The organism is Paenibacillus terricola (assembly GCF_014779765.1).
Classification (GTDB): Bacteria; Bacillota; Bacilli; order Paenibacillales; family Paenibacillaceae; genus Paenibacillus_T; species Paenibacillus_T terricola.
This window is the reverse complement of record NZ_JACXZA010000002.1, coordinates 875,669-887,920: the sequence shown is the minus strand read 5'-3', so window position 1 is coordinate 887,920 and position 12,252 is coordinate 875,669. Positions and strand designations below refer to the sequence as shown.

Sequence of the window (12,252 nt, the reverse complement as noted above, 5' to 3'; positions counted from 1 at the left end):
GACCCAGGGAAAGCCGCATATATTGCGGCTTTTTTCTTTAATTTAGGCTAAGTTAAATTCTAATGTTGATATTTGACCATAATAAAGCCGCCTTGGTTGAAAAGGCGGTTTATTGAGCTATCGTCTCCCGTCCCTCGATGGATTATCAAGCATTCGAGTCCGCATTGTTAATATTGTCTATTTATGTTGGTAATTTCTGGACGGCCTATATCAGAAAACTGTATTTTTTGTTTCGTGTATCTCGTGTATCTTGAATGTATTTCTTAATCCCTTTATATATCAGCCAAGCAAAAATTAATAAAATTACTGGGGCTATTTCAGGAGCAAGTAATGTCATCATAGAGACAGCTAGTTCATAATAAACAAAGAAATCTAAAATGCCTAGTATGGCGATGGTCATTATTAGAAATTGAAGCTTGCTGTACAAGAAACCAATCCTGAAAATCAAATTCTTAATTATTTTCATCAGTCCAGTATTCATGTCGTTGAACTTCTCCTCTCCCTAACATTTTTTTTGTTTGACTTCTCAAGTAAACTAACTCTTATTTATACGTTGTTTTTGGAAAAAAGTTCCTTTAATCTATTATTCGATGAGGTATTCTCATATTCCTTGCTGTCTATATAACGAAACCAAGCTAAATAATGTTCAAATATTTGGAATTTGCATAGGAATTGAATGCCCTCCACGAATCAGTGCATAGCACGTTAGAGTCAGATAAATGACCGCCAATTGCCTCATCCAATTTCGTTGTCCGAATACGACCACGCCCAAGAACGCAAGAGTAAGTCATTTTCTGGCGGTCATCAATTACTCGAACGGGAGACGTTACAATCTTGGTTCGGGACTGCAAAAAGTAGATAAGCTCTCGCTTGCCGCTATCATCTAATTCTAAGGGGGTGTTCTATAACTGAGTTTGGACTTGCTAAGTCAACCATACATATGGATATGACAAAATGACGTATAGTTCTTCCATGCTAGTTCTGTTAGAATGAACACATTATTAAATAGTTTTAATAAGTCTTATAAAAACAATTTAATAAGACAAACAACTGGGATTGAAGGCATTTAGGGAGGACTAACGATGAGGCATTCATTAAGCATTCGTCAGATTCAGCTGTGGCGCTTCGCCATTTATATCATTTTCGCACTGCCGGGATTCGCAATCTCATCATGGGTTTCACGTACGCCAGCCATTCGAGACTCCTTAGGGGCGACAACATCTGAGATGGGCTTGATCATTCTTGGCATGTCTATAGGCTCTATAATCGGTCTGACGTGTGCCAGCCATCTAATTGCACATAAAGGTGGCCGCTTCGTCATGGTAGCTGGTCTGTTGATCAGTGCAGTCGGTCTTCTAGGTGTAGGGATGGGAGGGACGCTGCTGACAAGCAGTATTTCCGTGTTTGTAGGATTAGCTGTTTTTGGCTTCGGGCAAGGGATATGCGATGTAGCGATGAATGTGGAGGGTACGGAAGTTGAGAGAGCTGCAAACAAATCGCTATTAACAGGTTTTCATGCGGCATTCAGCGTAGGGACTTTTCTAGGGGCAATGGCTGGAACAGCTGCGATAAAGGCCGGAATATCGGTAACGGTTCATTTAGCTTTTGCAATGGTAATCATTCTGTTATTTACTATATATGTATACCGTCTCGTACCGGCAGGTACAGGGAAAGAAACGGGCGGTAATGCCATGGAACCGCCAATGAGCATCAAGGAACGTATGGCTATTTGGAAAGAGCGGCGTACGGTGTTGGTCGGTATCATAGTGCTTGGGATGGCTTTTGCAGAGGGATCGGCGAATGATTGGCTGCCGCTTGTTATGGTGGATGGCTATAAGGTTACACCGGCTATGGGGTCGTTCGCATTCAGCATATTTGTGGCTGCGATGACGATTTGTCGGGCAGTAGGCGGCATGCTGCTTGATCGGTTCGGACGAGTTGTCGTACTGCGAGCTTCCGCGCTTTTTGCAATTATTGGACTGCTTATTGTTATATTCGGGAGGAGCTACGAATTTGCCATAGTAGGGGTTGTACTATGGGGATTTGGAGCAGCATGCGGTTTTCCGGTTGGGCTGTCTGCAGCAGGTGATGATCCACGCGGAGTTGCTGCGAGGGTAGGCGCAGTATCGACAGTCGGATACCTTGCCTTCCTTGTAGGTCCACCAGTTCTAGGGCTTATCGGTGAATCGATCGGCTTACTGCGTGCCCTGATATTTATCCTTATCACTGTAATGGTTGCTGGTCTGCTCTCGCAAGCGGCTAGACCAATTGAACAAGCAAGTCGAGAGAGCTGACATGAAGTTTGAATCATCATATAAATGGAGGTTATGAAGATGACACAACAGAACAGGAATCGAGTGGAATGGAAAACAGGTGTATGGCTCAATCCGCCACAATCATTCCGAGAAGAGGGCCAAATGCTGAAGGTTGCTCCTGAGAAAGGCAGAGACTTCTGGAAAAAGACACTGTATGGATTTGAATTTGAAGACGGACCAGCTTTGCTCACGAGTTGGGATCGCAATACAGCGGTCGAGGTAACCTTTCAGCTTGGTTCTTTTACCGATCTGTATGATCAAGCGGGCTTGTTATTATATCATGGTCCCGGACAATGGATCAAAACAGGCATTGAAATCAACGATGGCATTCCGCAGCTTGCAACAGTGGTCACGGACGGTTATTCGGACTGGTCACTTGCGGCAGTGCCTGAGTGGATAGGGGAAGAAGTAACGCTGCGTGCTTCGATCATGAAGGATGCCGTCATTATTCGAGCTCGCAGCAATCAGCATCCATGGCGAACGATTCGGGTAGCACGGTTTCCATACGAAACAGGTAATCATGCGGGACCATTTACTTGCTCGCCGACCCGAGACGGGTTTGAAGTGACGTTTACCCGCTGGGAATTTACCGCGCCTGACGAAGACCTCCATATTGATCCTCCGGTAGAAGGATAGGGATATATGAAGAAGATGGAATGTGGAGTTATTGCAGAAGCTTGAGACATCTAAGATACTGAATGATTTGAGTGAATGCCGCATAGTTGCGGCATTGTTTGTTTTAACGATGAAATCTAATTTGTAATTCATTTGTTTGCTTAACAAATTATTTACAACTGATTTATATGATCGGCTCACAAGCAGATTTTATACGAGAAGGAGGAAATTTGAATGCAGCCGAGCCCGGAAATTAGTCATGGTTTACGGTCTAACCGGAATAGAAAGAAGATTATCTAGTCTGTTTTTTTTCGTGCGGTTGGATCTGCATATCTTGTTCCGACAGTTATTATCTTGATGTACCAACCTCACGTTCTTTATAATAAAACCATATTATGAATTAATTGGAGGATGGACGCTAATGAAGTTTGATGAAAGAAAGATGAGGTAATTAATCAAGTTCGGTTGTTTAGCAATAGGGTTTGAAATTATGACTTTCATTGAATGCTATACATTCATAAACAGACCAGCACTGAATAGTAGATTTTAACTGCAAAAAAGATAGAACGATTTGGAAACTGCGCAAAAATACAAAAAGGAGAATGAGACATGAAATATCAGATAGAGAATTACTATAGAGATATGAATCAATCTTTAGATCCAATTATTCAATATTGGAATACTCATCAACTTGAGCTTAACAAATTATATCAGAGTGCAAAAATATTTAACGGGGATTTAAATAATGTCTTAGTAATAGGGGTTGGAAATGCATATGATCTTCCACTAAAAGAGATAGTATCAGATTATTTTAGTATTGATTTACTTGATATTGACAAAGAAACTCTCTTAGAGACATCTCAAAATATATGTAACCCAGACAAGCGTAAAATAAACTTGTTAAATCGAGATGTTGTAGGAATATCGATTGATAAGATTGAAGAAATTATCGGCTATCTACGATTAGACAAGGAGAGAGCAAAAAGCTTACTAGAACGATTAATACTTGAAAAACAATTTTGTTTTACAAACATATTGAATAATAATTATTCACTTGTAATATCCTCAACAGTTTCTAGTCAGTTAATACTTCCAATGATTGATTTAATTGAACAAACGGGAGATGATGAATTAATAATCCTTGCTAAACGATTAGGAGATTTGGTAGCTGAAAAACATGTGGAACAAATTTGGTCATTATTGGAGAAGACCAATGGAACTGCAATTATTACATCTGAACAATATGCTTGGGGGTATTATCCTAATGGGACTGCATTACCTCTTACCAGTTTTATAAAAGAGCCGTCACTAATGTTAGACAAGAACCTACAGCTTAAACTTAATCAACTTGGTGGCGGGTTAACTATAAATGGTAGGATTACGTCTGATATGTTAGAAAAGCATATTCCAGAAAGAAACACAATACTCAGAAAACAATGGGTTTGGAAGTTTAGTGAAAACATATACTATTTAGTTAAGGGTTGGGTTATTTCAAAATAATATGAAATGTAATTTGAATGCAAGCTTAATCTTATGGGCAGCCATTATTTTGGTTGCTTTTTATTTTGTATAAAGGACTATGGTGACGTATCAAACGTAGTTTTGCGGCACGAAGATGATAGCCAGCAGTCAAGTCCAGCGATCCGTTATCAAGTTGAGTTTAAGCTGATGAAAAGCAACAAACTAAAAAAGACATTAATTATTAGATCGGAAGTCTAGTCCCATAGACACACAACAATGGTATTAAATAACTATATACATTTTCAATATGTTTAAGAATATAGATTATATTGTAAATGCGAGGTGCTTTATTTAAAAAAAGTATTGATTTAAAATCTGATATGTTGTTTAATAGAATTGTGTTTTACATAATTTATTAAATGGAGGGAATTAGTGGTGGTTAAAAAAAGTAGTGTAGTAGTTGCTTCAATGGCAGTAATTTCAACAGTTTTAGTTTCATCAAAAGTATTTGCTGCAGACCTTGTAAATGCAAATGCTTTTTTTGGAGCGGGTTTATCAACTTCTGTGATAGCAGCCGCTGATTATTACGAAGATCCGACTATCTCAAATCTTGGTTATAGTTATTATACTGCGAATGCAAGAGCTGATTATGCTGCTATAACTGATGCAGATATTGGATTTCTTAATGTAGGTAATTACGCAGATGCAGAAATCAGATTCTATGCCAATGATTATGGTGACGATTGGTATGGACTGATGACACCCTATAATACTAGCGGTACTCAGGCATCACTAACGTCAGGTACGTGGTATAAAGTACATGTAAGTTTAAATAATGGACAAATGGTAAGAGATAAATTAACAAACACACAGAAACATGAAACAACAATTCATGAATTAGGGCATGCTTTGGGGTTAAAGCATCAATATTCTCCTACTACTTCTGTTATGCTTGATGTGGGTTTTAATAATATAACAGATCCTGCCACTATTGACATTAATAATTTGAAGTGGAAGTATTAATACCGAAAATTAATTAGGATATCTATTATAAAGGAGAATAAGCTCTTATGAAAAAAAGATTTGCTGCTCTTATACTTTGTGTAGTGCTACCTCTTACTATATCTGCTTGTTCTACATCTAAACCAAATGCTTTAAGTACGAATAGTTCAGGTACTATGAATACAGTTGCTAATTATCAAGAAAAAAATGAACTTAAGATAGTTAATAATCATGCTATCCATAAAAATTATAAAGACTTAACGGAGCTAGAGGAGAAAGCTGACATAATTATAAAGGGTCGCTTCACGGGCGAACGGAATACAAATGTTATACGAGGCTCCCATGGAGAAGTAGACTATACTAATTCTATTTCAACTATAAATGTTAGTGAATCTTTCACAGGTGATGTAGCTAAAGATACACAGATTAGAATCTATGAGCCTGGATATGTATCTAATAATACTTACTTTAATGTTGAGGGCTATAACCTGTTAAATGAAAACGGAGAGTATATCCTTTTTTTGAGAAGTAGTAATAATGGAATTTACAGTATTGTAGGTATGTATCAAGGAAAATTTGATTTAAAAACACCCAATAAGATTACTAATACGAAAATTTCACAATTGAATGGTGTAATTTTAAATGAATATCTAGGTGATAATGTAGAGCATTATAATTCGCTTAAAAAACAAGTTGTTGCTAAATACAATGATTATTAAATATAGAAGTATTCATTAAATGATTAAAACCCTATAGACAGGACATTTTGGAAAAAAGTGTCCTGTCTATAGGGTTTCTTTTGTATGCTGATATAGTTAAGGAAGTGAGAAACATTTCTGTAAGCAGATCAGGGACTGCTTTCTAAGAATCCAACTTGAATTGCTAAAAAATGCAGATACGAATGAAAGGAGGGAAGAGAGCCCGTCGGGATGCAATGATTGGGGTTGTATCGCTCACTGGCTGCACGTACCTCCCGGTTGGCCGATGCTCTGAGATCAGCCATTACAGAGAACTATGGGGATAAAAAAATGATCCCTGTTCTGTATTCATTACAGGAATCATTTTTTTATCTATTGCTGCCTAATACTGAGTACGAAAGTTTATTATTTACGAGCTCCTTTCCCAATTATCTCTTTTGTTTGGGAATCAATGAAAATAACAATAGGACCTAGTAGTTCATCTTGATTTGTCGAAAATGTAACTTTATATATTTCGGTATAATTATTCTTCTTTGTTAACTTGATAGGTATTTGTTCGAAAGTTGATTTTTCTACGATTGCTTCGTTCTTATTTATGACAGTCTTTTTGGCAGAATTACTTAAGTAGTCCCAAGAAAGATTTATTATTTCATCTTCTTGAGCAGCTGATCTTTCCTTTTGTAAAGAAGTTTTGGTATAAGCATTATTATTTAATATTTCACTATTTTCATTTACCGATGGCCGTTGAGAAGTATGGATTGATGAGCAACCTACTAGTAATGTCATTGTTAACAAAACAAAAGCTAACGTTCGCATATCGAACTTCCTTTCTAATTAGGATTTGTTGTTAATACTAACAACGAATTCAAATTGGTAAAGGTTGCAGATGAGATTGGTAAATGAGAAGGAACTTCTCAAGACGTTATCAAGTAGTTCTTGTCATGGCCAGGTCAAAGGGGCGGCTTCGTTTATAAACTTTGTTTACATAATATATATTATGTAGATTAAAACACGAATGAAATATAGAAGAAAATGTCGAGTCTAACCGACAAGACAAATTCTCTCAGTAAGCCGGCAGTAGCGGCTGGATCGTCGTCATGGCTTCCTTCTTCGCATGATCGGAAACGTGCGTATAAATCTGTGTCGTCGAGATATCTTCGTGTCCTAGCAACTCCTGCAGCGTACGCAAATCTACGCGGCCAGTCGCAAGTAGATTGGTGGCGAAGGAGTGGCGAAGCTTATGTGAAGACAGGGGCATGTCCTGATAATCGGGATGCTGCTCCCGGAACGAATCAAGCGACTTCTCGCATACGTCTTGAATCGCACGCTTGGACATCCTTCTACCTAGGCGCGAGACGAAAAAAGCGTTCTCCTGACTGCGGCGGGGTTGAATACGCTCCTCTAAACAATCGTTCATCAAAGCGATCATAGAAGCAGGGAGGGGGATGTATCTCCATTTGCGTCCTTTGCCGAGTATCGCGAGCTGCCCGGCTTGTACTTGAAAATCGTTAAGGTTCAAACGATGCACTTCTCCGACACGAAGACCGCAATAAGCCATTAAGGACAATATCGCAATATCCCTCAAACGATATCGGCTGTCCACCACTTGCAGCAGTTTACCGACATCCTCTGGCTCCATATATGCGGGCACCTTATTTTTCTCCACCTTCGATTTCGGGACATCCATCGCTGGATTCGATTCCAACTGCTCGAACTCGATCATGACTTTGAAAAACAGCCGGATCGCGGACAGCGACCGATTCCTCGCACGATCACCTGCACCGTTCATCCGAACTTTCGTCAGATGGCTCATCACATCGATTTTGCGTAGGGAGCTTATCGGCTTGGAAGGGTGGCTGCGGAGGAAGGCGCGTACATCGTGCATGTAGCCATGCTGCGTATCCTGGGAATACCCGCGGTCCTTGAGCCAAATCAAATACATGTCTAATTGTTCTTCATGGTCATCCATTGCCATCATGCTGTTCGTTCCTTCCTTATGTAAAATCTTGCTGTGACGAAATTCCTCATTTTGGGACAAAAGGGTCGAAAATCGCGTCAAATGAGCCGCAATAGGATTCACGACGCTAATAAATAATCGATTTAAACACTAACCGCATTAATTGTGGATTTAATGCAGTTCAGAAGTTGATTATTTTCGACGGCAGAGGACATAAACCCTTCCTAAATCGCTAAAAAATTTGTTATTTAAAGCTATTGATCAAAATATAGAGGAGGAAGAAGAATAAAGTTAACTTAATATATATTATGTAAACTAATAGTGAATAAGATGATACTCCGCCGTTCAATCATTCCTAATAAGAATAAGCGCCTTTACAGGTAACCAGGTTTATGAGCCTGATCTTTTGCAAGGCGCTTCTTAACATCATTGATCCTTCGTACAACTAAGCTTCCGTTTTCTTAGGTTTAGCCAATAATAATGTAGGAATAATAGCGACGACAGCTAATCCAATAGCCCACCAGAAGGCGGACTGGAATGCACCAGAGAGAGTATTAACCGTAAGTGATGATTGTGAAGACATCCGACTAGCAATAACTGTTGCAAGAACGGAAGAGCCGAATGCACCACCAATCGTCTGGAAGATCCGCGTCGATACGCTTGCGTGCGGGATCTGTTCCCGGGCAAGTCCATGATAAGCGGATACCATAATCGGAAGAAGGATACCGTTCAGCGCCGCGCCTTGAATGAGCTGGCCTGCTGCGAGCAAGAACCAGTGCGTATCCGCATCAGCGAATGCGAATGGCAGTGTGCCGATAATCGTAATGAATAAGCTTGTTATGACGATAGGCCGCGGTCCGATGCGATCGGATAAACCGCCAATCCATGTTCTGGTTAGCAGCATACCTATACCTTGCGGAATGAGCAGCAATCCCGTATGGAACGCGGTCTCTCCGCGAACCTGTTGATAGAAGAGCGGAAGAAGCAGCATTGCACCGTTCATCACCATTCCTGCAAGGAATAGCGTGATGTTCGACGAGAGAAAATGGCGCGAGCGGAACAAGTGGAGGTCAAGAATCGCTCCTTGTTTCTTGCGCAGTGCGTAACCAACGAATGCACCCATAAGCACAATGCCAATTAAGAGAGGAACGAGTACGGAAGCGCTGTTCAGCCCGCCTTCCTGGCTCATTTGTGCAATGCTATAGATGAGGATCGAGAATGCTGGCGAGAGCAGCAGGAGACCTGTAACGTCAAGTTTCTGCTTCGCTTTGGCCAATACATCCTTCGGAATAATAAGCCATGCCAGCAGCATTGCGATTAATGTAACGGGAATATTGACATAGAAAATCCAGCGCCAGCTCAGATCATTGACGATCAATCCGCCTAATACAGGTCCGAGAATCGGTCCGAGCAAGGCTGGAATACCGATAATGGAAATAATTCGGCCGAGATTTTTCCCTCCAGCAGTCTGTACGAGCACCGTTGTCATTGTTGGAATTAACAGACCGGCTCCAGTGCCTTGAATCAGGCGGAAGCCGACCAAACTGCCGACGTTCCAAGCAACTGAGCATAATATAGAACTAATGAGAAAAAGCCCGAGTGCGAACAAATAGACACGTTTTCCCCCAAATCGGCTGACTGCCCAGCCTGAGATGGGCACGGCGAGTCCCATCGTTAGGATATAACCGGTAATGACCCACTGTATGGCCGATACGGTGGAGTGCAGGTCTACAGTCAACGTATCGATTGCGACATTGACCATCGTCGAATCCAGCTGCGATGCGAGCGCGCCGAAGATGAGAATGATTGCGACCTTCAACAGCTGTGGATCGAGCTTTTCTTTCACTGGTTTGGTTGTAGCTGTCGCTGCCTTGCTGCTTGGCATCATATGATCCTCTCCTAACTTCATTAATAAGGTACGGTACGTATCGTACTCTATGTGAATCACAATAAACGAATATCGGAGGAATTGCAATAGAATATTGCGAAGAAATAAATTAAACTATTGGTATCGATAGGAAAGGGACAAGGGCCGCCTGATGAACAACACGAAAGAGAACGTGAATACTGCAGAAGAGAAGCAAGCGGGCACTCGGCGCCGTGGAGAAGAGCTCGAAGGTGCTATTTTACAAGCGGCATGGGACGAATTGAGCGAAGTGGGCTATACCCAGCTCACGATGGAGGGTGTAGCTGTACGCGCACGAACGAATAAGAACGCCTTATATCGACGCTGGCCGAACAAAGCGAAGCTCGTAATTGCAGCAACGATTAAGCACATACCGAAGCCAGATAAGAGCATTCCAGATAGCGGCGATCTCCGGGAGGATATTCTGACGCTGCTTCAACGTATTGTAAAGCCGATGGAGTTGCTTGGTGCCGAAACGATACATGGGTTGATGGTCGATTATATCGGGAAAGACATCATTTCGTCGATGCCTCAGCTTCTTAAAGGGGAGGACGAGCTGACGGTGATGATGAGAACGATCCTTGGGAACGCAGATAAGAGAGGGGAAGTGAAGCTGGATACGATTCCTGCGCGTGTTCTCTCGCTGCCAGCTGACCTCATTCGTTATACCTTCTTAACGACACACAAGCCAGTTACAGAAGAGTCGATTACGGAGATTATAGACGATATTTTTCTCCCGCTCGTGCGCATTCCATAACGTAAAGTAAACCCCTCTCCATCAAAATGGAGTGGGGCTTTTTGTTAATTGGAACCTAACAAAGTTTCACAATTTGTTCACTTATGCGTGAGATTTCAGATCTCTATAATTACAAAGGTAAACAAGAGAGGATGATGATGTTGCCTACAACGAAGAAGGAAGAAGCGGTTTTCGGGTTAATGATGTGTTTTGGAATGGTTATTTTTATGATGACTTACAATCTAGTGCGGCACGATGCGCTTGGTTCGATGACAGGCGTTGAACTGTTCCTTCAGTTCATCTTGTGCTTCGCCGTTGCGTTCTTATTGGAAGCTTTCGTCGTTGGACCTGTCGCGAAGAAAGTCGCATTCGCGCTGCCATATAACAAATCGAAGAAGCTGTATGTTATCGTGTCGCTCGCATGCTGCATGGTTGTCGGCATGGTTACGCTCATGTCTCTGTATGGGTTGTTGACGAACGGCATGGATGGTGAACCATTCTACCGTGCGTATTTGACGCTATACTTCTATAACTTCATCTTTGCACTGCCGCTGCAATTGCTCATTGTTGGACCTTCGGTCCGATTCCTATTCGGCAAATGGGTGAAGGGACGCGGTGCTGTAAACGCGGTTTAAGGTGTTTTCATTGTCCAACAAGCGATATGACCGTTAGGCATTCACCCTCCATCAACTAGGTGAGTATCATGACTAGGAATGCTGTAGGAGTGAACGGAGGGAATCGCGTGGGATACTATGTGAACGTCGAACCAGGTGTAAAGCTGTTCGTGGAGGATCTGAATCCGGGCGGCAGCAAAACGATTGTATTCTTGCACGGCTGGCCGCTGAGCCACAAACAGTTCGAATACCAGTTCAATGTGCTGCCAGGCAAAGGGTATCGCTGTATTGGGATTGACTGGAGAGGCTTCGGCGATTCCGATAAGCCTTATCATGGCTACAACTTGGATCGTCTTGCGGACGATATCCGAATGGTTGTTGAGACATTGAAGCTGAAGAACTTCGCTCTTGCCGGGCATTCGACTGGCGGTGCGATTGCAGTGAAATATGCGTCCCGTTATAACAACTACGGTTTGTCGCATCTCGTTATGATTGATGCCGCCGTCCCGGTCGGGTTTACGAAGCAGACCGCAGCTCAGCTGCTGAATGAGTCGTTGAACGATCGTCCGAAGATGATGCGGGACATTACGGATATGTTCTTCTTCCAATATATATCGCCGCCTTTCGCGGATTGGTTCTTCCAGATAGGGATGCAAGCAGCTGGATGGTCAACGGCAGCGATCATTAAGATGCTGGCTGAATTCAATCTCGAATCCGATTTGAGCATAATAAACGTGCCGACTCTTATCGTCCATGGCACACACGATAAAGTCATTCCGTTCAGCCAAGCGGAAGAGATGCAGCGGAAGATTAGAAATTCGCAACTGGTGCCGTTTCATTACAGCGGACACGGCTCCTTCTATTGCGAGCGCGACAAGCTGAACCAGCTGTTACAGCAGTTTGTAAAGTAATGCAAACCCTAACAGGTTGCTGATTCTATATCAGCAA

12 protein-coding genes and 1 pseudogene are annotated in these 12,252 nt (G+C 41.9%); 8 read left to right on the top strand and 5 right to left on the bottom strand.

The annotated features are described in order from the left end of the window. Positions 1–205: 205 nt before the first annotated feature. Both H8B09_RS11410 and H8B09_RS30435 read right to left on the bottom strand, forming a co-directional pair. Positions 206–481, bottom strand: a complete 276-nt coding sequence (locus tag H8B09_RS11410) for a hypothetical protein (protein ID WP_191203606.1) — start codon at positions 479–481, stop codon at positions 206–208. A 166-nt stretch (positions 482–647) separates the two neighbouring features. Beyond that, positions 648–818, bottom strand: a pseudogene (locus H8B09_RS30435) (IS1595 family transposase); the annotation flags it as partial. Between the two features lie 264 nt (positions 819–1,082). On the opposite strand from H8B09_RS30435, the gene H8B09_RS11400 reads away from it, so the two are divergent. The 5 genes from H8B09_RS11400 (at position 1,083) to H8B09_RS11380 (ending at position 6,112) form a co-directional block, all read left to right on the top strand. Then, on the top strand, positions 1,083–2,294 hold the full coding sequence (locus H8B09_RS11400) for an MFS transporter (RefSeq protein ID WP_191203605.1): 1,212 nt from the start codon (positions 1,083–1,085) through the stop codon (positions 2,292–2,294). A 39-nt stretch (positions 2,295–2,333) separates the two neighbouring features. Further along, complete coding sequence (locus H8B09_RS11395; protein WP_191203604.1) at positions 2,334–2,951, top strand: DUF1349 domain-containing protein; 618 nt, start codon at positions 2,334–2,336, stop codon at positions 2,949–2,951. Between the two features lie 588 nt (positions 2,952–3,539). Next, positions 3,540–4,430: a hypothetical protein gene (locus H8B09_RS11390; RefSeq protein WP_191203603.1), complete on the top strand. Its 891-nt coding sequence runs from the start codon at positions 3,540–3,542 to the stop codon at positions 4,428–4,430. Positions 4,431–4,823: 393 nt separating this feature from the next. Then, positions 4,824–5,414, top strand: a complete 591-nt coding sequence (locus tag H8B09_RS11385) for a matrixin family metalloprotease (RefSeq protein WP_191203602.1) — start codon at positions 4,824–4,826, stop codon at positions 5,412–5,414. 47 nt (positions 5,415–5,461) lie between these two features. Next, positions 5,462–6,112, top strand: a complete 651-nt coding sequence (locus H8B09_RS11380; RefSeq protein WP_191203601.1) for a hypothetical protein — start codon at positions 5,462–5,464, stop codon at positions 6,110–6,112. Between the two features lie 384 nt (positions 6,113–6,496). On the opposite strand, the gene H8B09_RS11375 is transcribed toward H8B09_RS11380, so the two are convergent. From H8B09_RS11375 to H8B09_RS11365, 3 genes are all read right to left on the bottom strand, one after another. Beyond that, positions 6,497–6,907 (bottom strand): hypothetical protein, encoded by a 411-nt coding sequence (locus H8B09_RS11375; protein WP_191203600.1) that lies wholly within the window; start codon positions 6,905–6,907, stop codon positions 6,497–6,499. Positions 6,908–7,154: 247 nt separating this feature from the next. Then, positions 7,155–8,069 carry a tyrosine-type recombinase/integrase gene (locus H8B09_RS11370; RefSeq protein WP_224753471.1) on the bottom strand — a complete coding sequence of 305 codons (915 nt, stop codon included), beginning with the start codon at positions 8,067–8,069 and terminating at the stop codon, positions 7,155–7,157. 424 nt (positions 8,070–8,493) lie between these two features. Next, a complete protein-coding gene (locus H8B09_RS11365; RefSeq protein WP_224753470.1) occupies positions 8,494–9,936 on the bottom strand; it encodes a DHA2 family efflux MFS transporter permease subunit in 1,443 nt (480 codons plus the stop codon). A gap of 151 nt (positions 9,937–10,087) precedes the next feature. On the opposite strand from H8B09_RS11365, the gene H8B09_RS11360 reads away from it, so the two are divergent. The 3 genes from H8B09_RS11360 (at position 10,088) to H8B09_RS11350 (ending at position 12,215) form a co-directional block, all read left to right on the top strand. Next, positions 10,088–10,711 (top strand): TetR/AcrR family transcriptional regulator, encoded by a 624-nt coding sequence (locus H8B09_RS11360; protein ID WP_191203599.1) that lies wholly within the window; start codon positions 10,088–10,090, stop codon positions 10,709–10,711. 140 nt (positions 10,712–10,851) lie between these two features. Beyond that, positions 10,852–11,325, top strand: coding sequence for a DUF2798 domain-containing protein (locus tag H8B09_RS11355; protein ID WP_191203809.1), 474 nt, complete (start codon positions 10,852–10,854; stop codon positions 11,323–11,325). Between the two features lie 107 nt (positions 11,326–11,432). After that, positions 11,433–12,215, top strand: coding sequence for an alpha/beta fold hydrolase (locus H8B09_RS11350; RefSeq protein ID WP_191203598.1), 783 nt, complete (start codon positions 11,433–11,435; stop codon positions 12,213–12,215). The last annotated feature ends 37 nt before the right edge of the window (positions 12,216–12,252 follow it).